General features: G+C 45.8%; 15 protein-coding genes. 6 read left to right on the top strand and 9 right to left on the bottom strand.

Features of this window, described 5'->3' with window-relative positions; all coding sequences use genetic code 11:
* Position 1: 1 nt before the first annotated feature.
* Entirely contained in the window at positions 2–4,549 is a 4,548-nt protein-coding gene (gene gltB / locus FYJ45_RS03280) for a glutamate synthase large subunit (protein WP_154463475.1), read from the bottom strand.
* 2 nt (positions 4,550–4,551) lie between these two features.
* On the bottom strand, positions 4,552–6,171 hold the full coding sequence (locus tag FYJ45_RS03275) for a CTP synthase (protein ID WP_021637730.1): 1,620 nt from the start codon (positions 6,169–6,171) through the stop codon (positions 4,552–4,554).
* A gap of 602 nt (positions 6,172–6,773) precedes the next feature.
* On the opposite strand from FYJ45_RS03275, the gene FYJ45_RS03270 reads away from it, so the two are divergent.
* The 3 genes from FYJ45_RS03270 (at position 6,774) to FYJ45_RS03260 (ending at position 12,319) form a co-directional block, all read left to right on the top strand.
* On the top strand, positions 6,774–8,873 hold the full coding sequence (locus FYJ45_RS03270; RefSeq protein WP_154463474.1) for a glutamine synthetase III family protein: 2,100 nt from the start codon (positions 6,774–6,776) through the stop codon (positions 8,871–8,873).
* A gap of 30 nt (positions 8,874–8,903) precedes the next feature.
* A complete protein-coding gene (gene purF, locus FYJ45_RS03265; protein ID WP_154463473.1) occupies positions 8,904–10,292 on the top strand; it encodes an amidophosphoribosyltransferase in 1,389 nt (462 codons plus the stop codon).
* Positions 10,293–10,528: 236 nt separating this feature from the next.
* Complete coding sequence (locus FYJ45_RS03260; protein ID WP_154463472.1) at positions 10,529–12,319, top strand: ammonium transporter; 1,791 nt, start codon at positions 10,529–10,531, stop codon at positions 12,317–12,319.
* Positions 12,320–12,439: 120 nt separating this feature from the next.
* Here FYJ45_RS03260 and FYJ45_RS03255 read toward each other — a convergent pair whose 3' ends face one another.
* Together FYJ45_RS03255 and FYJ45_RS03250 are read right to left on the bottom strand one after the other, a co-directional pair.
* Positions 12,440–12,622 (bottom strand): hypothetical protein, encoded by a 183-nt coding sequence (locus FYJ45_RS03255; RefSeq protein WP_154463471.1) that lies wholly within the window; start codon positions 12,620–12,622, stop codon positions 12,440–12,442.
* A gap of 31 nt (positions 12,623–12,653) precedes the next feature.
* Positions 12,654–12,902 carry a hypothetical protein gene (locus FYJ45_RS03250; protein WP_154463470.1) on the bottom strand — a complete coding sequence of 83 codons (249 nt, stop codon included), beginning with the start codon at positions 12,900–12,902 and terminating at the stop codon, positions 12,654–12,656.
* A 618-nt stretch (positions 12,903–13,520) separates the two neighbouring features.
* On the opposite strand from FYJ45_RS03250, the gene FYJ45_RS03245 reads away from it, so the two are divergent.
* The 3 genes from FYJ45_RS03245 (at position 13,521) to FYJ45_RS31645 (ending at position 14,966) form a co-directional block, all read left to right on the top strand.
* Positions 13,521–13,772 (top strand): hypothetical protein, encoded by a 252-nt coding sequence (locus tag FYJ45_RS03245; RefSeq protein ID WP_154463469.1) that lies wholly within the window; start codon positions 13,521–13,523, stop codon positions 13,770–13,772.
* A 366-nt stretch (positions 13,773–14,138) separates the two neighbouring features.
* Positions 14,139–14,342, top strand: coding sequence for a hypothetical protein (locus FYJ45_RS33390; RefSeq protein WP_330588509.1), 204 nt, complete (start codon positions 14,139–14,141; stop codon positions 14,340–14,342).
* A gap of 138 nt (positions 14,343–14,480) precedes the next feature.
* Entirely contained in the window at positions 14,481–14,966 is a 486-nt protein-coding gene (locus FYJ45_RS31645; protein ID WP_276891037.1) for a PD-(D/E)XK nuclease domain-containing protein, read from the top strand.
* Between the two features lie 207 nt (positions 14,967–15,173).
* On the opposite strand, the gene FYJ45_RS03230 is transcribed toward FYJ45_RS31645, so the two are convergent.
* The 5 genes from FYJ45_RS03230 to FYJ45_RS03210 all read right to left on the bottom strand — a co-directional run bounded on the left by FYJ45_RS03230 (position 15,174) and on the right by FYJ45_RS03210 (position 22,944).
* Positions 15,174–17,627, bottom strand: coding sequence for a glycoside hydrolase family 2 protein (locus tag FYJ45_RS03230; RefSeq protein WP_154463467.1), 2,454 nt, complete (start codon positions 17,625–17,627; stop codon positions 15,174–15,176).
* Positions 17,628–17,641: 14 nt separating this feature from the next.
* Entirely contained in the window at positions 17,642–18,640 is a 999-nt protein-coding gene (locus FYJ45_RS03225) for a family 43 glycosylhydrolase (protein WP_276891039.1), read from the bottom strand.
* 140 nt (positions 18,641–18,780) lie between these two features.
* Positions 18,781–21,129 carry a beta-glucosidase family protein gene (locus tag FYJ45_RS03220; RefSeq protein ID WP_408609483.1) on the bottom strand — a complete coding sequence of 783 codons (2,349 nt, stop codon included), beginning with the start codon at positions 21,127–21,129 and terminating at the stop codon, positions 18,781–18,783.
* An 88-nt stretch (positions 21,130–21,217) separates the two neighbouring features.
* Positions 21,218–22,111, bottom strand: coding sequence for a carbohydrate ABC transporter permease (locus FYJ45_RS03215; protein ID WP_154463464.1), 894 nt, complete (start codon positions 22,109–22,111; stop codon positions 21,218–21,220).
* Between the two features lie 11 nt (positions 22,112–22,122).
* Positions 22,123–22,944, bottom strand: a complete 822-nt coding sequence (locus FYJ45_RS03210) for an ABC transporter permease (protein ID WP_154463463.1) — start codon at positions 22,942–22,944, stop codon at positions 22,123–22,125.
* Positions 22,945–23,091: the final 147 nt, after the last annotated feature.

Raw genomic sequence — 23,091 nt, 5'->3', positions numbered from 1 at the left:
CTCACTTTCTACTGACGCCCGCATAGAATGCTTCTATCTGTGCCTCCTGTCTGCTCATGCCCTGTTCTTCAAACTGGGAAGACAACTGAATCAGATGTTTGTAATCTGCAGGAATGATTTTTTTAAAGGCAGGCAGATATTGTGCAAAATGTGCCAGAATTTCTTTCCCCTTTCGGGAATTGGTGTGGGCCACATGGGCTTCGATCATGGCCCGCAGCTCTTCCTGGTCATATTTGGTTTCCACCTTTTCCATGAGCACCATTTCTTTATTCAGATTTTTATACAGACAATTTCCCTCATCCAGCACATAGGCAATGCCGCCGCTCATGCCGGCTGCAAAGTTTTTACCGGTGGGTCCAAGCACCGCCGTCCGGCCTCCGGTCATATATTCACATCCGTGCTCACCCACGCCTTCCACAACCGCTGTTGCGCCGGAATTTCTCACACAGAAGCGTTCGCCTGCCATGCCGGCGATATAGGCTTCTCCTCCGGTGGCCCCGTAGAGAGCGACATTGCCTATAATGACATTTTCTTCCGGCACAAAGTTTGCTTCCGGCGGCGCATAAACCGCCAGTTTTCCGCCGGAGAGGCCTTTGCCGAAATAATCGTTGCTGTCGCCGCACAAAGACAAGGTGATCCCTTTGGGCAGAAATGCGCCGAAGCTTTGTCCGCCCGCTCCCTGACAGAGTATGGTAATGGTATCCTCCGGCAATCCGGAAGGATGATGCCGTGTCACCTCCGCCCCCAGCAGGGTTCCGAAGGTGCGGTCGGTGTTGGTCAGCTGAACCTGATAGCTGCTCTTTTTTCCCTGAACCACCGACTCCAGAATTTCTTTGTTTTTCAGAAGCTCTGCTTCATCCTTTGTCTGCTCAAGCTGAAAATGATAGGCACAGTTCGGATCAAATACACAGTTCTTCCTTTCTCCTTCGTTCATTCCCTGCAGAATAAGGCTTAAATCCACCTTCGCTGCCTGTCCTGTCAGGAAATCCTTTTTCTTTAACAGATCTGTACGGCCCACCATTTCATCCACGGTGCGCACGCCCAGCTTCGCCATATATTCCCGCAGTTGCTGCGCAATAAAGAGCATAAAATTCATCACATACTCCGGTTTTCCAGTAAACCGTTTGCGAAGTTCCGGATTTTGGGTGGCAATGCCCATAGGGCATGTATCCAGATTGCAGACCCGCATCATCACACAGCCGAGCGTCACCAGGGGAGCCGTAGCAAAACCGAATTCCTCTGCGCCCAGAAGGGCTGCTATGGCCACGTCACGGCCGCTCATGAGCTTACCGTCTGTTTCAATGACCACCCGATTACGGAGCCCGTTGCGCAAGAGTGTCTGGTGTGTTTCCGCAAGCCCCAGCTCCCAGGGCAGTCCAGCATTGTGGATGGAACTTACCGGCGCGGCCCCGGTGCCGCCGTCATAGCCGGAAATCAGGATAACCTGGGCCCCCGCTTTTGCGACCCCTGCCGCCACCGTGCCAACGCCTGCCTCAGACACCAGCTTTACAGATATTCTGGCATATTTATTGGCGTTTTTCAGATCATAAATCAGCTGCGCCAGATCCTCAATGGAATAGATATCGTGATGCGGCGGCGGAGAAATCAGGCTTACGCCAGGCGCGGAATGACGGGTTCTGGCAATCCACGGGTATACCTTTTTGGCGGGAAGATGGCCGCCTTCACCAGGTTTTGCCCCCTGCGCCATCTTAATCTGAATTTCCCTGGCGCTCACCAGATACCGGCTGGTTACGCCAAAGCGCCCGCTGGCAACCTGTTTGATGGCAGAGCTTCTGTCGTGATCGGTTCCGGCAGATTCCAGACGTTCCTCACTCTCTCCGCCCTCTCCGCTGTTAGACTTGCCGTGGAGCCGGTTCATGGCAACCGCCAGCGCCTCATGGGCTTCCTCAGAAATGGAACCGTAAGACATGGCGCCTGTCTTGAAACGCTTTACAATGGATTCCACACTTTCCACCTCTTCTATGGATATCCCCGTCTGCGGATACCGAAAATCCATGAGGCTGCGTAAATATCCGGTATTTTCCTCATCCACCAGCTTTGTATAGGCGCAGAATTTTTCATAGCTGCCCTCTTTTGTGGACTGCTGCAGCAGGTGGATGGTGCGGGGATTATAGCGATGTTCTTCCCCCTGGCTCCGCATTTTGTGCCGTCCCATGGAAGAAAGGGTCAAATCCGTATCCAGCCCCAGAGGATCAAAGGCTTTGGAATGCTGTTCATCGGTCTGGGCCGCAATATCCTGCAGAGTGATGCCGCCCACCCTGCTCACCGTCTGGGTAAAATACCGGTCAATGACTTCACTGGAAATTCCGATGGCTTCAAAAATCTGGCTTCCCTGGTAAGACTGGATTGTGGAAATCCCCATTTTGGAGGCAATTTTTACAATGCCCTGTAAAATAGCCCTGTCATAATCTTCCACAGCGGCATAATAGTCCTTATTTAAAAAACCCTCTTCCACCAGTTCCGCGATTGTGGAATGAGCCAGATAAGGATTGACCGCACAGGCCCCATAGCCTAAAAGGGCTGCAAAATCGTGTACTTCTCTGGGTTCCCCTGATTCCAGGATGAGGGAAAGCGCTGTGCATTTTTTCGTTTTTACAAGATGCTTGTGTACCGCAGAAACGGCCAGCAGAGAGGGGATTGCCACATGGTTTTCATCCACGCCCCGGTCAGAAAGGATCAGGATATTGGCTCCTTCCCGGTAAGCCTTATCCACTTCCACAAACAGATGCTCCAACACCCTGTCTATGGGAGTGCTTTTATAGAAAATAATTGGGACACAGGCCACCTGAAAGCCGGGTTTCGTCATCTCTTTTATTTTTAAAAGATCCAGATCCGATAAAATTGGATTATTGATTTTAAGCACCTGGCAGTTCTCCGGTTTTTCTTCCAGCAGGCTGCCGTTCTTCCCCACATATACTGTGGTGGAGGTTACAATTTTTTCCCGCACCGCATCAATGGGCGGATTCGTCACCTGTGCGAAAAGCTGCTTGAAATAATAAAACAGGGGCTGATATTCTTTCGACAGGACGGCCAGAGGGGTATCCACACCCATGGCGCCAATTTGCTCCGTGCCGTTTAAAGCCATGGCGCAGATGCCTTCCCGGTATTCTTCATAGGTATAACCGAAGGACTTCTGCAGTCTTGCGCGTTCCTCTTTTGTGTAGGAGGAAATTTTCTCATTCGGAATTTTCAATTCCTGCAAGGTAACCAGATTGCTGTCCAGCCATTCCCCGTAAGGTTCCTTTTTTGCATAATATTCCTTTATTTCCTCATCACTTACCACCATGCCCCTCTGCGTGTCCACAAGAAGCATCTTCCCCGGATGCAGGCGTTCCTTCTTGAGAATATTTTCCGCCGGAATATCCAGCACCCCAACCTCTGAGGAAAGAATCAGCCGGTCATCATCAGTGATGTAATACCGGGAGGGCCGAAGGCCGTTTCTGTCCAGTACCGCTCCCATCAGATCCCCGTCGGAAAAAAGGATGGATGCAGGGCCGTCCCAGGGCTCCATCATAGTGGCGTAGTATTGGTAAAAATCGCGCACCTCCTGGGAAATGGTATCGTTGTTGGCCCAGGGCTCCGGAATGGTGATCATGGCCGCAAGGGGAAGCTCCATGCCGCTCATCACCAGAAACTCCAGCGTATTGTCCAGCATGGCAGAATCGGAACCGCCTGTGTTTACCACCGGAAGGACCTTTGTCAGATCATCCGCCAGAAATGCCGGCGCCCGCATGGTTTCTTCCCTGGCCAGCATCTTATCCGCGTTTCCCCTGATGGTGTTGATTTCACCGTTATGGACGATAAAGCGGTTGGGATGCGCTCTCTCCCAGCTGGGATTTGTGTTGGTAGAAAAGCGGGAATGTACGATGGCAATTGCGGACTCATAGTCCTCGTCCTGAAGGTCTGTAAAAAAGGTACGCAGCTGTCCCACAAGAAACATTCCCTTATACACAACAGTACGGTTGGAAAGAGAAGGCACATAGGTATTATTGTTGCTCTGCTCGAACTCGCGGCGCACCACATAAAGACGGCGGTCAAAATCCAGTCCTTTTTTTAACTGTTCCGGCTTTTTTACAAAGCCCTGACAGATTACAGGCATACATTTTCTGGCCTTATGTCCCAGCACCTCAGGCCGGATGGGAACATCCCGCCACCCCAGAAATTCCATACCTTCTTTTTCCACAATGATTTCAAACATCTTTTTGGCCTGGCTGCGTTTCAGTTCATTCTGGGGGAAGAAAAACATACCCACGCCATATTCTCTTTCACCGCCGATATGAATTTGGGCCTGCCCGCAGACCTTTGTAAAAAAACGGTGAGAAATCTGAGTCAGTATGCCAACGCCGTCCCCGGTTTTGCCTTCTGCATCCTTCCCGGCGCGGTGTTCCAGCTTTTCCACGATTTTTAAAGCATCCACCACTATCTGATGGCTTTTCCTGCCTTTAATATGAACGACAGCGCCAATTCCGCAGTTATCATGTTCGAATGCCGGACTGTAAAGATCCTGTTGTGTTTGTATCTGTTTCATTGTTATTCCTCCTCCTTGACGGTAGTGTATTCCACGGCTGCGGCGATCAGGCCCCGGAAAAGAGGATGGGCATGATTCGGCCGCGATTTAAATTCGGGATGGGCCTGAGTGGCAATAAAAAAAGGATGTTTCTCCAACTCAACCATCTCCACGATCCGTCCGTCCGGCGACAATCCGGAAAGACACATACCTTTTTGGATCAGACATTCCCGGTATGCATTATTTACTTCATAACGGTGTCTGTGGCGTTCTGAAATTTCTTTTTTTCCATACAGCCTTTGGGCCAGTGTCCCATCCTTCAATATACAGGGATAGGAGCCCAGCCGCATGGTGCCACCCAGATTAATCACATTATTTTGTTCTGGCATCAGCGCGATCACCGGACATTTCGTATCAGGATCCAGCTCCGCACTGGCTGCATCAGGCAGTCCGGCCACATTTCTGGCAAACTCTATGATGGCAAGCTGCATGCCCAGACAAATTCCAAGATAGGGAACTTTATTTTTTCTCGCATATTCGATCGCCAGGATTTTTCCCTCTGTTCCCCTCTGCCCGAATCCTCCCGGAACCAAAATGCCGTCCGCATCATGCAAATATCCCTCCAGATTTTCAGGTGTAAGCTCTTCAGCATCAATCCAGCGGATATTCACGTCCGCCCGGTTTGCGATGCCGCCATGTTTTAAAGCTTCCGCCACGCTTAAGTAAGCATCATGCAGCCCAACATATTTTCCCACAAGGGCGATCGTCACAGAGGTACAGGGATGGAGCAGATCCTCTATCATCGCCTTCCAGCCGTTCAGGTCCGGCACTGGACAGGGCAGCCTTAAACATTCGCAGACGGCCTGGGCCAGTTTTTCCTTCTCCAGCATCAACGGCACTTCATATAAAGAGGGAGCGTCCATATTTTGCAGCACCTGCTCTTTTTTTACGTTACAAAACAAAGCTATCTTTTCCTTCATTTTTTCATCCACCGGATAATCGGAGCGGCACACCAGAATATCCGGCCAGATCCCCATGCCCTGCAATTCCTTCACACTCATCTGTGTGGGTTTTGTTTTCATTTCACCGGAAGCTTTTAAATAAGGAATCAGGGTTACATGTATGAGAATCGCATTTTCATGTCCCATTTCATGCTGAAACTGACGGATCGCTTCCAAAAAAGGCTGGCTCTCAATATCTCCTACAGTCCCGCCCACCTCTATGATGGAAATGGTCTCCTCCTCAGGGGAACTGGCCCGATAAAAACGGGACTTGATTTCATTCGTGATATGGGGAATCACCTGAACGGTTCCGCCGCCATAATCACCCCGACGTTCCTTATGCAGTACCGACCAGTATATTTTCCCGGTGGTGACGTTGGAATTTTTGTCAAGGCTTTCATCGATAAACCTTTCATAGTGCCCTAAATCCAGATCTGTCTCCGTACCGTCATCTGTCACGAATACTTCCCCATGCTGGATGGGGTTCATGGTTCCCGGATCTACATTAATATAGGGATCGAACTTCTGCATGGTAATGTGGTAACCTCTCGCCTTCAGCAGTCGTCCCAGTGAAGCCGCCGTGATTCCTTTTCCCAGGCCGGACACAACGCCGCCTGTCACAAAAACATATTTTACCGCCATACTCTCCTCCTGCCCTGCATGAAAAATCTACATATATAAAAAGGCGCCAAAGAGCCCGCATCTGCAAGCTCTTTGACACCCTTGTCAACCTGTCTTATTCTATCTCTTAACAATGTTTTTATGCGTTTCAATATAAACTAATACTTTTGATTTGTAAAGACTTTTTTTCAAAAATTTTTCCTGGAGCGTTACTGTTCACACCCCATTTGGGTCCCTGCCACCGCCGTCCTATGGCCGCGCCTCTGTGTCCACCAGCCGGCCTAGATGTTGTTTTCTGTAAGGGTCGTCTAAAAACGCCGGTCCTTACGCCGCGTTTTTTGCGGCGTTAGTACCGTTGCGTTTTTAATCGAGCGAAAGCGTGCCCTCTAAGAAACAACATCTAAGCCGGCTGGTGGACACAGAGGCACGGCCATAGGGCGGCGGTGGCAGGGACCCAAATGGGGTGTGAACAGTAACCCTGGAGCAGGTTCTGAAATTTTCAAAATTTTTTCTTGACAGCCTGCAAAAACAGGAGTATGATGCGAACCATAAAGCAAAGGCGCTTTGGAAGAAATCCTTCCAGAGTGCCTTTTTTTACTATAAACCGAAAGGAGAAACTTTTAATGACAAAAGGAATTCCCGAACTTTACGGCAGCCTGGTTTTTAATAACAAGGTCATGCGCGATAAGCTTCCGAAGGATATTTACAGGGCGCTACGCAAAACCATTGAAAATAATACGCATCTGGAGCTGGATGTGGCCAACTCTGTGGCTGTGGCAATGAAGGAGTGGGCGGTTGAAAATGGTGCCACTCACTTCACACACTGGTTTCAGCCCATGACCGGCCACACCGCTGAAAAACACGACAGTTTCATTACCCCCATCGGCGACGGCCAGGTAATTATGGATTTTTCAGGAAAAGAGCTGGTGAAAGGGGAACCGGATGCATCCAGTTTTCCTTCCGGCGGTTTGAGGGCTACCTTTGAAGCAAGGGGCTACACCGCTTGGGATCCCACTTCCCCTGCCTTCATTAAAGACAGGACGCTGTATATTCCCACCGCTTTTTGCTCCTACAGCGGAGAAGCCCTGGATAAAAAGACGCCCCTTCTGCGTTCCATGGAGACACTTAATAAGGAAGCGGTAAAAATTTTACATTTGCTGGGCAAAAACGATGTGACCAGCGTTTCCACAACCATCGGCCCTGAACAGGAATATTTCCTTGTGGACAAAGCCCTCTATGAAAAGAGAAAAGATCTGATCTTTACCGGAAGGACACTGCTTGGCGCAATGCCTCCCAAGGGGCAGGAAATGGAGGATCACTATTTCGGCGCTTTAAAGCCCCGTGTATCCGCTTACATGCATGATTTGGATGAAGAACTCTGGAAGCTGGGCATCCCGGCCAAGACAAAACATAACGAAGTAGCCCCTGCCCAGCATGAATTGGCGCCTGTTTTTGATACGGCCAATATTGCCGTGGACCATAATCAGCTTACCATGGAAATGATGAAAAAAGTAGCCGACAGACATGGACTGGTATGTCTTCTTCATGAAAAACCATTTGAAGGCATCAATGGTTCCGGCAAGCACAACAACTGGTCCATGATCACCAATACCGGCGTTAACCTGCTGGATCCCGGCCGAACTCCCGCTGAAAACATTCAGTTTCTCGTCTTTTTGATGGCAGTCATCAAAGCGGTGGATGAGTACGCGGATCTGATGAGGGTTTCTGTGGCCAGCGCAGGCAATGATCACAGGCTTGGCGCAAATGAAGCGCCTCCGGCCATTGTTTCCATTTTCCTTGGCGATGAACTGACAGCTGTTTTAAATTCCATTGAAAACGACACTTTTTTCGGAAAGCAGCAAAAGATCCAAATGGAGACCGGCGCTGCGGTACTGCCCCATTTTTTCAAGGACAACACTGACAGGAACCGTACCTCTCCCTTTGCTTTTACTGGCAACAAGTTTGAATTCCGTATGCTGGGATCCTCCATTTCCGTCGCAGGTCCCAACATTGTACTGAATACCGCCGTAGCGGAAGCCCTCCGCCAGTTTTATGAAGAATTAAAGGACACTCCCTCCCACCAGATGGAGGAAGCGGTTCACGGTCTGGTAAAGCGGGCCATTTTCAATCATAAAAAAATAATTTTCAACGGCAACGGCTATACGGAGGAATGGGTAAAAGAAGCTGCCGCACGAGGGCTTTATAACTTAAGGTCCACTTCTGAGGCACTGCCCCATTTTATCGCTGAAAAAAATGTGGCGCTCTTTACGGGACATCATATTTTCACCCGGGAGGAAATTTACTCCAGATATGAGATTCTGTTGGAAAACTATTGTAAAACACTCCACATTGAAGCAAAGACCATGCAGGATATGATCTGCAGAGAATTCCTGCCTGCTTTGATGGAATACACAGACAAAATCGCCAGTTCCCTTCGTGCTAAAAAGGCCCTCCTTCCGGAACTTTCATGCAGCTCACAGGAACGGCTTCTGGAAAAGCTCTCTGTATATTATGAAGAAATTTTCCGGGCGGAAGAAAAACTGGAAGCCGATACGGCCAAAGCGGAAGCATTGACCGAAATGCAGGAAGCCGCGGTATTTTATTATGAAACGGTTCTCTCCGATATGAATGCGCTCAGAAAAGCAGCGGATTCTGTTGAAAAGTATCTTCCAGATGAGATTCTTCCTTATCCGAACTATGAAAAGCTGTTATTCTCCGTCTGAGAAAAGGAAAGGGAAAGTGGCACAAAAACGATGAATAATCGATGTGAAGAATTTGATAAACTCAAAGAAGAATGCGGTGTATTCGGTATCTATCATACCGATGGCAGCGCCGCAGCCCCCGATGTTGCCTGGGGGCTGTGCGCTTTGCAACATCGGGGACAGGAAGCCTGCGGTATAGCGGTATGCGACCCCTGCGGCCCCAAGGGGAATATCTCGTGGCACAAGGATACAGGGCTTGTAAGTGAAGTCTTTCATACTGATATTTTGGAAAAACTTAAGGGGAGTGCGGGCGTGGGCCATGTCCGCTACTCTACTACCGGGGCAAGCACCGCTGAAAATGCGCAGCCCCTGGTATTAAGTTACCTGAAGGGAACGCTTGCCCTGGCCCATAACGGAAATCTGATCAATGCGCAGAAGCTGGCGCAAAAACTCCAGGAAGAAGGCGCTGTTTTCCAGACGACAACGGATTCCGAAGTGATTGCCTGCTATATCGCCAGGGAACGAACACACACCTCCTGTGTGGAGGATGCGATACTGCAGACTGCCAGAAAGCTGAAAGGCGGATATGCGCTGGTCATCATGAGTCCCAGAAAATTAATTGGTGTGCGGGATCCCCTGGGGCTAAAACCCTTATGCCTCGGGAAACGCGGAAACAGCTATATCCTTGCTTCCGAAAGCTGTGCCCTGACCGCAGTGGGCGCTGACTTTATCCGTGACATACAGCCCGGTGAAATCATTACGATTTCAAAAGATGGGGTCCGTTCTGACCGCCGTCTCGTTCAGGAAAAACATGCACACTGCATTTTTGAATACATCTATTTCGCCCGGCCGGATTCCATACTGGATGGAATCAATATCTATGACGCAAGAATCCGTGCCGGAAAGGCGCTTGCCGCTTCTTATCCTGTAGATGCAGATCTGGTCACCGGAGTGCCTGACTCCGGCATCACTGCTGCAATGGGATATGCACAGGCCTCCGGCCTGCCGTTTGCCTTTGCATTTTATAAAAACAGTTATGTGGGAAGAACTTTTATAAAACCTACCCAAAAGGAGCGGGAATCAGCTGTCCATCTGAAGCTGAGCGTACTGGGAAATGTCGTCAGGGATAAAAGGCTTGTCCTCATCGATGATTCCATTGTCCGAGGCACTACTATAGCAAGCCTGATTGGTATGCTAAAGAACGCAGGCGCCAGAGAGGTTCATGTACGCATCAGCTCCCCGCCCTTTCTATTCCCCTGTTACTACGGAACCGACGTTCCCAGCAACGACCAGCTGATCGCTTCTTCCCGCACAGCTTCCCAAATCTGCACCGAAATCGGCGCAGATTCCCTCGGTTATCTGAAACTCGAAGTTCTAAAACAGATGACCCGGGAACTTCCCTTATGTAAAGCGTGCTTTGACGGCCAATACCCTGTATAACTCTCCCCGGCTGTCAGGCATTCTTTAAACGCGGATACATCCGTCAGGAAGCCCTGAACTTTCTGCCGGATGTATCCGCAAATTAGATATAATTCTCTTATAAGGAACATCGCAAAAGCGCGAACTCAAAAAACAGAGTCCGCGCTTTTGATGTTTCTGCAGTTTCACACGGCTTATGTCCGGTATGCTTTCGTACCGCCCTAAAGCCGAAAAAAAAGAATGAGGAGGAAACTATTATGACTGAAGAAATTTTGAGAGCCATCAGCAGTGAAGTGTATGGCGTATGGTTCCTGATTGGAGCCGCTTTGGTATTCTGGATGCAGGCCGGCTTTGCCATGGTGGAGACCGGCTTTACCAGAGCCAAAAATGCGGGAAATATCCTGATGAAAAACCTGATGGACTTCTGTATCGGTACAGTAATGTTCATTTTAATCGGCTTTTCATTCCTGCTTGGTGAAGATTTATTGGGCTTCATCGGCAAGCCCGGTTTTGACATCTTCACCGCTTATGAAAGTTTCGACTGGTCCAATTTTGTATTTAATCTTGTGTTCTGCGCAACTACCGCAACCATCGTATCCGGGGCTATGGCAGAAAGAACGAAATTTCTTTCTTACTGCATCTACTCCGGCGTAATCTCCGCCTTGATTTACCCCATCGAAGCACACTGGATCTGGGGCGGCGGCTGGCTTGCGCAAATCGGTTTCCATGATTTTGCCGGCTCCTGCGCGATTCACATGGTTGGCGGGATCAGCGCCCTTGTCGGCGCAAAGATATTAGGCGCCCGCATCGGTAAATTTGAAAGAGATAAATCCGGCAAGGTCATAAAAGTAAACGCATTTCCCGGCCATAACCTTCCCATCGGTTGTTTGGGCGTATTTATCCTGTGGCTTGGCTGGTATGGTTTCAACGGTGCCGCTGCTACCAGTGTTTCCGAACTTGGCTCTATCTTTCTTACCACTACAGTCTCACCTGCTGTGGCAACCATCGTATGTATGATTTTTACCTGGCTTAAATATGGAAAGCCCGATGTTTCCATGTGCTTAAACGCCTCACTGGGAGGCCTGGTTGCCATTACCGCCCCCTGTGATGTAACCGACTGCTTTGGTGCAATTATCATCGGCACTGTAGCCGGACTGCTGGTGATATTCGGCGTATGGCTCCTTGATTATAAACTACATATTGATGATCCTGTAGGTGCTGTAGCGGTTCACTGTTTAAACGGTATCTGGGGCACCATCGCTGTCGGCCTTTTCGCGACAGATACCGCTCCTGCCTTTTCAAGAGGTTTCGGTGACGGCGTAAGCTTCGGCGCAAACCAGATCGCAGGTACCGGCCTTTTCTATGGCGGCGGTTTTAAACTTCTTGGTATTCAGCTACTGGGGCTTTTGAGCGTTGCTGCGTGGACATTGGTTACCATTACCCTTACATTTATAATCATCAAAGCCTTGGTAGGTCTGCGTGTCAGCGAGGAAGAAGAGCTTCAGGGTCTTGATCCCGTAGAACACGGCCTGGCAAGCGCCTACTCCGGTTTTTCCATCCTGGACGTTTCCAACACTATGACGATGGATATCAACCAGAATACAAGCCTTGGCACTTCCGATTACGAAATGGCCTCCGAAGCACAGAAGAACGCAGCCATCAGCGTCGTAAAACAGACCTCCGCTGCAGATGCCGACATTCACAAGGTTGTCATTATTACCAGGCTTTCCAGATATGACAAAATCAAAAATGCGCTCAATGAGTTGGGCGTTACCGGTATGACCGTCACTCAGGTTATGGGCTGCGGCATTCAGAAGGGTTCCGGAGAAATGTACCGCGGTGTTGAGGTTGACGCCACCCTGCTTCCAAAGGTCAAGATCGAGGTTGTGGTCAGCAGGATCTCTGTTGACAGCGTAGTCGATACGGCTAAGAAAACTCTATATACAGGGCATATCGGTGACGGTAAAATCTTCGTATACAGTGTTGACAGAGTTGTCAAGGTCCGCACCGGGGAAGAGGATTTTGCAGCATTGCAGGATGTAGAATAATACCATATAAAGGATGTCTTGGGGGGCAGAAAGTATTTTACCCCCCAGGACTTTTCCAGGGTGAAATAAGCATGCGGAGAATTTCCTGTTACTTGTAACTCACAACAAATACATTTTTTCTCACACTATCATATTACTGCTTACAGGAGAAGCAATTCCATTAGTATCGCCTTCCGAGCCATAGGTGGACAGTAAAGCACCTTCATCAGACAAAAGATAATCGTACAGCTGAAGTATTTTGTCCAGTTTTTCATCGGAGACACTGGCATTAATAAAGGATTCACTCCCTGCATATCCCCACATGGGATAGGATTTCTTCCCGTTTTTATCGGTCCTAATATAATCCGTTCACACCTATCGCGGTCACTATTTTATTGCTGACTGTTATCATAATAACCCCGATAACTGATTTAAACATACCAATTGCTGTAGAATATCCATAGTTCAGTCCGCCTGTAATAAAGGATTCTCTGAAAATATAGGTATCCAGCGTATCTCCCACCTGGTAAACCGGAGATGAATACAGGTTAAATAACTGATCGAACGAACCGTTCGTCACCACCTGGCCTGCCAGTATCAGCATAATCGCTATTGTTCCCTTTGAATAATGAACATCTTCATTAACCAACGCCACATCAAGTATGCTGGGATCCAGTATTATTTATATGTAAGCCCTCCATAAGAGCTTTATGCTTTTAGAACCTGAATTTCCACACGTGAAAACGTAAACAAAGGTACTTTAGAGGGATGCATGAGGGATACATACTACTAAACTCGCTAAATAATTCAATTTAACATCCATTCTGCATAAACAAAAAAGTGGCTGAAACAGACAGCACAATCACAGGGGAAGGACAACAACGTCTTTCCCCTATATTAATGATTCCAATCAATAAATTAACTTGGGGGATAACAATGGAATATCAATTGGAAATTAAACAAATTGTAGATTATCCACGATGCCGTATCTATCGTGAATTTATACGTTCTCTAATATCAGATAAGAACCTCCATATAAATGTCCCTGCGATGGGGCATCTCTAAGTCAACTGTCAGCAGATACCTTAATAAATTTCAGGAAAAAGGATATCTCTCCATAATAAACTTTACAGGTAGAAACGGCAGTATTATTTATCTTTGCAGTTATCTTTCTACTATGTTTAATATCAGCGATATCATGATTGACAAAGAGGAGGTTTCAATGACTTTTAAAATCCCAGTGAACATAACAGCTGAAAATGATCCAGATACACACATAATAAATAAAAATCAAATTGATTTATCCACTATACCCGAATGTTCTTCCGTTTCAAACGATTCCTCCAGCGTTTCAAAAATACACATTCTCTATATTGTAAGAAAAGCAGCGCAAATCCTTGCTACGCAAGGGGTTTCATGTTGTGAATGTCCGCTAACACAATATAAGTTATCTCCTTTATCCGACTGCAGGTAAGGTATTATTAGATACTCTTTAAGGCTGGGATGTCCTGATATGCAGACGATATATCGGTTTGAACTAACTTTATCGCCTGAGCCCACTCCTGATGGGTACTTGATGCAAACTAAGAAAACTACAGAAAATAAAGAAAGAGGTTAAAATTATGAGTGAAAATAAAAAAAATAAAATATTACAACCGAGCAGGATGACCCATTATTCCATGATACCTGGCGTCTGCTGAAAAACTACCGGGACGCTGTGTGGAACCTGGCGTTGGCCGTTCAACAGGTACGGACTACCTTCCAGATTGAATATGGCAGCACTATTGAAGAATTCCTTGATTCGATATATCTGGCTGGCGCAGATGTCGGAGGTACCAAATTGGAAAGCTATGCAAAGAGCATAGAAAGAAGCAACAAAATGCTGACACTTTTGACTTCTGCTGTAGAAATTCTGCGAAGTAAACACAAACACGGCGAACAATATTACTGGCTACTTTATTACAGCTATCTCTCCCCACAGCAGCTGCAAAATACAGATGAAAAGCTGCGTCCTCATATTGCAAATATCTCCCACCGAACCTAATATCGTAAACGTCCTGAGGCAATCCGGGCTTTGAGTGCAATTTTATGGGGATATACCTCTAAAGAACATTTAAAAATACTGGATAAATTTTTCCCTGAAAATATTGAATAGGCCAAACAGTGGAGTATGATTAATTATGTGAACGAAGCTGAAGTCAATATAAATTCTCTGCCACGGCCATATTGGGCCAATACATCATCTAATGATATTATACGTAATTTGATCGAGCATGCGGATAGTAGTATAAAGCTGGAACTTGAAAATCTGATTGCAGGAGAATGCATCGAAAAACAGGTTCATGAAGATATCACTTATGAGGAAATACACGGTTTCACGGCAGGACTGATGAAAATGATGGAAGGCTATATTGTCGAATACAAACGGAAAAGCGGTATGGGGAGAAGTGACATTATTATCCGCTCAGCGCCATATGAAGGTATAGCAATTATTATTGAAACAAAAGTAGCAGATTCCTATGAACAGTTGGATGAAAAAGCCATCCAGGCGCTTTCTCAAATTGAAGAAAAGCAGTATGATGCAGGTTTGCGTTCAGAAGGATATCATACGTTTATGAAATATGGTATTGCTTTTTATAAAAAGCTTTGTAGGGTTGAAGTACATTAAGCTGTATTTAAAAGATTATCCAGGCAGTTCATTTGTATCATTTGAATTCTTTCAGGGTACATCCCTTCTTTATAGCAACTCTCAACATCACTTTCCCAAATAAAACAGCTGAGAAAACATCGTGGTGCACACTCTGTCTTCTCAGCTACTATATCTACGTACTATAAGCTTCTTTTTCCGGTTATTATGATTTTTATCTGCAGGCACTTATACCTCAGTTAACACAGCTATCTCCAACGGCTTACACCCTTCCGTACAAAAAGTAACCTTAATCGTTCCGGCTTTTTTATCGGAACGTACAGCCGCCTGTACATAGCCGTCGAAGGTATGGCAAACGGTATCCTTATAGCTTTCCTCCGCCGCAGGATCCGCACTTCCATATCCCTGAAGGATACCCTCCCCTTCTACACAAATGCTGATTTCTTTCTTCTCCTGCAGATTGATATTTCCTCTTTTATCCCTCATTCCAACCGTAAGGAATACGATATCCTGACCGTCCGCTTTCAAAACAGTATCACATTCCTCCGCAAATAATTCGACTTCTGCCTCTGCTGTCCTGAGCTCATAACATCCGCAAACCGTTCCATCCTTATAAAGTACCGCCTTTATCTCACCCGGTTCATATTCCAACTGGTATTTTGCAGCAAAACCAAATTTCTCTCCCATCGGCCGGCGCCCTTTGGATTTGTCGTTAACGAAGACCTCCACTTCATCACCATCACCGTAAACATCCACAATAACCGGCTTTTTCTCATATCCTCTCCAGGTCCAACTTGAAATACTGTCTTCGAATGCCCACTGGGATTTCTTCGGTTTCCTGCCGAAATATTGCGGCCTTTCAACTGCAATATATGGATCCTTTCTTAAACCGAACACTATTTCCCTGAAAAAGCTAATAGGCCTCCTGTGTCCTATTAAATCGATATCCCCGGCATATGCGGTCCGATACATGCCGCCTTCCTTCTGCTCTCCATCATAGGTTATCAGTCCCAGGGCAGCTTCTCCCAGATAATCATATCCGGTCCACGTCATATCCCCGATCACATACTTATTTTTCCTGACGATTTTCCAAAGCTCAGCTATTTCCGATGGAAATGTTTCTGTACCCAGAATGACTCTGTTCGGCTTTTCCTCCCGATCCATTTCATGCCTGACTGTAAGGTAATTGTAGCCTGCAATGTCCAGCGGAGCCATAAACTCATCTATTTTTGCCGTCATAAGAGGGTGAACTGAAGATGCATTAATGACTTCCTTTTGAAAAGGATTTATCGCTTCACCCATTATATCATTCAGCCCTTTCTTTTCTCTGGAGGCTTTCTCCCGAAGTGCCGCGCTGATTTCCATTTTGTAATCCAAAGATGCCAACAGACCATTAAACGCATTTGTTGTATATCTGGACGGATCCAGCATCCGCATTTTTTCACAGATTCTCCTGTTTAACTCAGCGCCTCGCGGCGTACCCACTTCCTGAATTTCATTTCCTGTGCTGTACATGATAACGCATGGATGATTATAGTCTTTATCTATCATCCTTTTCAGATCCTGTTCCCAGCAATCAGGAAAAAACATGGCATAGTCATTGATATTCTTAGGATGTTCCCACATATCGGACAATTCATCCATTACCAGCATGCCCAAGCGATCACAGGCATCCAGCATGGCCTTGCTTAGCGGATGATGGGAACTTCTGATACAATTGAAGCCGGCTTCCTTCAGAAGACGACACCTGCGTTCTTCGGCCCGGGGAAGCGTGCATGCGCCGATCACTCCATTGTCATGGTGGATACAGGCTCCACGAAGCTTTACCTCCTGTCCGTTAATCCTTAGCCCGTTTACCGCATCCAGACTCAGCTTCCTGATTCCGAAATTCACAATTTCAACGTCTTTTTCCTCTCCCGCTTCCAGTATGCGAAGCTCACACCGATATAAATCAGGTGATTCACAGCTCCACAGCGCCGGTTTCCTTATCGTTATTCTTTGCTTCACATAGGCGCTGGTATTTCCATAAACTGTCACCCTGTTTGTTTCTTCTGCCGCCGGTTCATTATCAGGGCCGAAAATTACAGTTTTCAGTAACACACTATGGTTCTGGTTATCCTGATTTTTCAGTCTTCCTTCTACCCAAACCACCGCTGCATCTTTTTCAATTTCAGGCACAGTGATTTTTACACTGTCCGTGGCAATATGAAGATAATTCCCGACAATCAGGTTCACATTCCGGTATAAACCGCTGCCGGAATACCATCTGCTGTTTGGTTGTGCACTGTTATTGACAAGAACAGCTATTTCATTTTCTTCCCCATATAAAAGCCCTTTATCCAAAGGGATGTAAAAATTGGAGTACCCATAAGCACAGCCTCCCATATAATCACCATTCAGATAAACACGGGTATTCATATAGCTGCCCTCAAACTCAAGGGAAACCGTTTTTTCCGCCCATTCCCCGGGAACATAAAACCGTTTTACATACCGGTAGATTCCGCCGGGATAAAAACCAGTGCTGACTCCGCTCACACAATCCGGCTTTCTTTCTTCTTCAATCATGGCGTCATGAGGCAACGTAACATCTTTTGCCTCTCCATATCCCATGATATGCATTCCAAGGATTCCACCAGTTAATTTTGTTATCTTCCAATTGTCATTAAATAATGTTCTAAGCATATATGTATCATCCTTTACTCGTAATCTTCAATCTTCCATTCATCCAGCCAGTCAATATATACCATTCCAAAGGGATGCTCCTGTGACGGTTCTTCAAACCGTAACGGCAGCCAAACATAATCTGCAATAGAAGTATTGTCCGATATATCCTGAGGATGTTCCTTAGCAAGTTCTTTCCAGTCAACATCAGTCTCCGGATTGAACATAGCTTCAAACAGCTTTGAATACTCTTCATACTTTTCATCCATATGTTCTGGCAGCCAGCGATCTGCACAAGCAATGTAAAGATCCTTTTTCCCCGGCACTTTGAATACAGAAGAAATCTGGGAATGAAAGGAAGTATTACTTTCGTCTGTCTGATGCGGATTTCCCAATATAACAAATGGTCCATGCCAGCTGTCACCTATTGCTATCTCTGACGGATTAGGCAGATAACCCGTAGTTCCGGAGGTAATAAGATAATGCTTGTTTTTTCTTATAAAATGTGCTGTTGCTTCCCTTACATATGGGGGATAAGGATGGGGAAAATGCGTACTGTAGTATCCTGTTACATCTGTATAATCCGAAGTCAGATCTGCACAAATTGTTTCGGAATGTACCCTTTCAAAATAATAGTAGGCTTTGCCATCCGGCGCCACTGCCAGATCAAAATCCCCGGCGCTCATATTCAACGGTTTCAAACCTTCACGTACTTTTGTATATGGTCCCAGAAATTTATCAGCTGTAAGCACCGTTTCCGTTTGTGTTCTATCTTTATTCATTATTTTCAGCCATGCCACATATTTCTTTGTTTCCATATTATAAATAATGTGTGGTCTGTCCATCTGGGAAGCCGGGTGCAATGAAGAGGCCGGATTTTCCGGTTCCGGTGGAATGATCAGCCCCTTATCCTCCCAATTATATAAATCTTTGGAAGCATAGCAACGTACCCCCCAATGCCAGATACCGTTTTTTCCATCTGTCTTTTCCTTATTTTCCCCATAAAAATAGTAAGTTCCATCAATATAAATCACAGAACCTCCATGAGCCTGAATTCTCTTTCCTTCTGTGTCCAGCCATACTTGGCCCGGCCTTATCGAATTATACATATTGTGTTTTTCCCTTTCCTGTTTTATTATGCTAATTTTTTATACATAACTAATAAAAATGCTTTTTACATTTCATCTGTGCTTCTTCCCTCAGGTGTTTTCAAAATTTCTGCTGATGCATAGAATTTCCGACTCTTTTCTTCCACAGGGATATCCAGCATCACTCTTACGGATTCATGCAGCCTGATATCTTCAGAAGATGAGCCCAGTAGAATTTCCACCTCTCCGGCTTCCAGAATCCAATTTTTGTCAGGGCAAATATACCCCAGCTGATCAGGCCATAAGCTGAATATTATCTTTCGGCTTTCACCAATCTTCAATGGCACCCTTACAAATCCTGCAAGTTCCATGTTTGGCCTCAAAACTGAAGCACTGCGATCTTGTACATAAAGCTGTACTATTTCCACTCCATCCCAGCTACCGATATTTTTAATTACAGCGGAAATATGTATCGGCTGATTCCCCTTTATTTCCTTCCTGTCGATTTCCATACAACAATAAGAATACTCCGTATAAGACAAACCATACCCAAAACAATATCTGGGCTCATGAGGTAAATCCACATACCGTTTAAAAGCTGATTTCGTATTTTGATGCCAGGAAGAACCATTTGGATGGTTATAATATATAGGTTCCTGCCCTGCATTATAAGCTACTGTAACCGGCAGCTTCCCACACGGATTATATTTACCTGTAAGTATATTTACAACAGCCTCTGCCCCTCTGTCCGCAGGTGTCCATGCCTCCAAAATTGCATTCATTATATCCTGAGCACTGTCACTAGAAATCGGTCGTCCATCAAAATGTATAGCGACTTTTGGTGTGTTTATACTGCTTAATTCCTTTAGAAAAAGTTCCTGACACTCCGGTAGATTAATATTGGTATTATCTATTCCTTCACCCATTGACGACATGGAACCAGTGCCATATTTTCCACCCAGTGTAAGAATAATCAAGTCCGCCTCAGCGGCTAACTTTAATGCCTGAGCAAAACAGGACGTATCAGTCCCAATAAAATCATATCCGGGTTCATATGCAACTTCTGCCTCATTAAAATTATCCTTTATAACTTCCAACAAAGATTTAATTTGAGGTTTTGCCTTTCTTGCTTGTGCCTCAATTTCCGGCTTTTCCTTCTGTACTATACTATCCGGATAGGTTTCTGTATTTCCGTCTGTTACTCCGGTGTCCACACCGGCCATCGTATTCTTTGCAATAAATAATCCTTCTGCAAAGCTTAAATATGTATACCCGCCGAACAAAGCATGTATTTTATCCGCATGATAACCGATTACTGCTATTTTCCTGTACTTTTCTTTCTTCAACGGAAGTATGCCGTCATTCTTTAAAAGTACCATGGATTCCTGTGCTGCCAGAAGGGAAAGCTCTCCCTCTCCTTCTTTATGAAACATCTTCCGAAGACTTCCTGTCTCAGCTGCAAAAGGATTTTCAAACAGACCCATACGGAACTTGGCTTCCAGAATATCCATCACCGCCCGGTCAAGTACTTCAATCTTTTCTTTTCCTGAAGCGAACATTTCTTTTAATTCTTCTCCGCAGCAACGGCAGTTTGGCAGTTCAATATCCATTCCCGCCTTCAAAGCGCGCAGCCCAGCTTCCTTAAGGGAAGCCGCTACCTTCTGCCTATCATACATTTCCCAGACTGCAGTATAGTCAGATACCGTCAAACCATCGAAACCCATTTCCGTACGAAGCAGATCCGTCAGATAGCTTTTTGAACCGGTTATTGGTTCTCCATTGACAGCGCTGTATGCCGGCATAATTCCCCGCAGATCGGCCTTTGAAATTGCTGCCTGAAAGGGTTTTGCATAGATTTCCCGCAATTCCCGCTCCGTAATATTCACGCTGGTAGCATGTATTCCGTTAGGAGATGCATGATACCCCAGAAAATGTTTCGCAACGGATTCCGGCTTAAGATATGTTCTATTATCATGAATCCCTTTTGCATAAGCACAGCCCAGAGCCGACACCAATACAGGATCCTCTCCGTAGCTTTCCCCATGACGCCCAAATCTGGCATCTCTTGTCACATCCAGTACAGGGGCAAAAACCTGTGTTACACCCAAAGCAGCAGCTTCCCTGCCTATCAAACTGCCTATTTCATACTCAAGCCCTGGATCCCATGCAGCACCTCTGCCAATCCCTGATGGAAAATTGGGTGCTTCCCGAAGCAAGACGCCGGACAATCCTTCCAAATGAAATACGGCAGGAATATGATGTTCGCTCAGTTCCATTACCTGTTTCTGTATATTTCGCTGAAAATCTGCCGCTTCTTCTATGCTGTCAAAGCCCATCATCCACAGGCAGGAAACAGCGCCCACTCCATGGGGATGTTCCATTTCCAACTGGCCCATTTCCCCGGGAACTGGCATAAATCCTGTAATTTGCCCCATCTTCTCGTCCAGGCTCATCTGTTCCAGCAAATCTTTTGCCCGTTCTTTGGGACACAAGGTGCTGTCCATATATTTTTTCATATGTATGTCACTCCTTTACTCCGCCGAGTGTAATGCCTTTTACAAAATACTTCTGAAAAAACGGATAAATTATCATTATCGGAAGAATTCCCACCGTTGCAATTGCCATACGAATGGTTGTGGAGGGCAGTTTAATTGTCATTCCCGGAAGGAAGTTAGCATTTTGCAGCAATGTTTGTATATTTTCATTGATGTTATTCAGAATAACCTGAATTGTATAATATTTGCTTCCGCCCCGGGGTGTCAGATAATACAGTCCATTCTGCCAGTCATTCCAGTAAGACAGACCGGTCATCAGACCAATGGTAGCTACAATCGGCTTGCTTAAAGGCATAACAATTCTTCCGAATACCAAAAACTCTCCCGCGCCGTCCAGCCTTGCGGCTTCCAGCAGACTGGCCGGAATACTGTTTCTAAAATAATTCCTTATCAGAATGATATTGAAGGCATTCATCATCAGACCCGGCATCACCAATGCCCAGAATGTGTTTCTTATATGAAGGAAATTTACATAAGAATAATAGGTTGCTACAAGTCCGCCGTTAAATAGCATAGTAAAAATTATCATAAAGTTGATAATCTTCATAACGGGCATATCATCTCTGCTGGTAGCATAGGCCAACAGCGTAGTGATAATTAAACTCAATGCAGTCCCCACAAAGGTAACCAGAATTGTCATCAGATATGCCTGTCCTATCATACTCCTCTGCATCCAGATATAACTGTACGCATCAAGACTCCATTTTGCCGGAAAAAAAGAAAATCCGTTTGCTGTCGCCCATACATCATCTGTAAAGGATGCAACAATTAACAGCAGAAAAGGGAGGAGTACTACCAGTGATGCAATAATCAGAACAAAATGGGATATAAACTGCGTAATTTTGTATTCTCTTGTTTTCATAATGCATCCTCCTAAAAGATCGCGCTGGATTTTTCATATTTTCTGACTACGGCATTCGCTGCCACAATCAGTACCAATCCAACTATGGACTGGTAGAAACTGGCTGCACTGGACATTGCATAATCACTATTTTGCATCAATGCCTGATATATGTAAACATCCAACGTTCTTGTCACAGAATAAATTGCACCGCTGTTTCTTGGCAGCTGATAGAACAGCCCAAAATCTGAACGAAAGATCTGTCCGATGCTCATAATAAACAAAGTTATAACTGTCGGCTTCAGCAATGGCAGTGTGATCAGCCGTATCTGCTGCCATTTTCCTGCTCCGTCAATTCTTGCGGCCTCAAAATAATCAGTGCTGATACTCACAATACTGGACAAATAGATAATCATACTGTATCCTGCGCCTTTCCACAGGTTCATAAATACCAGGATAAACGGCCAATATTTTTTTTCCTGATACCAGCTGACAGGCGCCAGCCCCAGGGGCTTGAGAATGCTGGAATTTACCAGCCCGGTTTCTCCTGAAAGGAAAACGTAAAGCAGATAGCTTACAATTACCCAGCTCATCAGAAATGGAAGCAATATTAATGTCTGATAAATTTTTTTCATCTGCTTTGAACGGATTTCATTAATAAAAATCGCCAGCGCAATGGAACAGATTGTTCCTACAATAAAAAAGGCGATATTATATAAAATTGTATTTCTTGTAATAATAAATGCATCCTTGGTTGCAAACAGGAATTTAAAGTTATTTATACCATTCCACGGACTACCAAAGATGCCCTTCTGAAAATCAATCTTTTTAAATGCAATTATGATGCCGAACATAGGTATATAATTATTCAGAATAGATTAGGAAAGTTCTAAGTCAGGGGCTCAAAATCAAGAGCTTGATATGAACTTCAAGCCCCTGATTTAGTACTTTCCTTTTGAACCAAGTCGCACATGCGGACCTCTTATGCCGTTTTAATGATG

The organism is Eisenbergiella porci (assembly GCF_009696275.1).
Taxonomy (GTDB): Bacteria; Bacillota; Clostridia; order Lachnospirales; family Lachnospiraceae; genus Eisenbergiella; species Eisenbergiella porci.
Note: the sequence above shows the minus strand (reverse complement) of the source record. Positions and strands in the feature narration are given on the sequence as shown.

Coding starts and splice junctions, on each gene's coding strand:
- FYJ45_RS03210 (WP_154463463.1), bottom strand. CDS start 22,944: ATGTTCGGCATCATAATTGCATTTAAAAAGATTGATTTTCAGAAGGGC.
- FYJ45_RS03270 (WP_154463474.1), top strand. CDS start 6,774: ATGACAAAAGGAATTCCCGAACTTTACGGCAGCCTGGTTTTTAATAAC.
- FYJ45_RS03255 (WP_154463471.1), bottom strand. CDS start 12,622: ATGTGGGGATATGCAGGGAGTGAATCCTTTATTAATGCCAGTGTCTCC.
- purF (WP_154463473.1), top strand. CDS start 8,904: ATGAATAATCGATGTGAAGAATTTGATAAACTCAAAGAAGAATGCGGT.
- FYJ45_RS03245 (WP_154463469.1), top strand. CDS start 13,521: ATGACTTTTAAAATCCCAGTGAACATAACAGCTGAAAATGATCCAGAT.
- FYJ45_RS03260 (WP_154463472.1), top strand. CDS start 10,529: ATGACTGAAGAAATTTTGAGAGCCATCAGCAGTGAAGTGTATGGCGTA.
- FYJ45_RS03230 (WP_154463467.1), bottom strand. CDS start 17,627: ATGCTTAGAACATTATTTAATGACAATTGGAAGATAACAAAATTAACT.
- gltB (WP_154463475.1), bottom strand. CDS start 4,549: ATGAAACAGATACAAACACAACAGGATCTTTACAGTCCGGCATTCGAA.
- FYJ45_RS03215 (WP_154463464.1), bottom strand. CDS start 22,111: ATGAAAACAAGAGAATACAAAATTACGCAGTTTATATCCCATTTTGTT.
- FYJ45_RS03220 (WP_408609483.1), bottom strand. CDS start 21,129: ATGGGGCAAATTACAGGATTTATGCCAGTTCCCGGGGAAATGGGCCAG.
- FYJ45_RS03275 (WP_021637730.1), bottom strand. CDS start 6,171: ATGGCGGTAAAATATGTTTTTGTGACAGGCGGCGTTGTGTCCGGCCTG.
- FYJ45_RS03250 (WP_154463470.1), bottom strand. CDS start 12,902: ATGCTGATACTGGCAGGCCAGGTGGTGACGAACGGTTCGTTCGATCAG.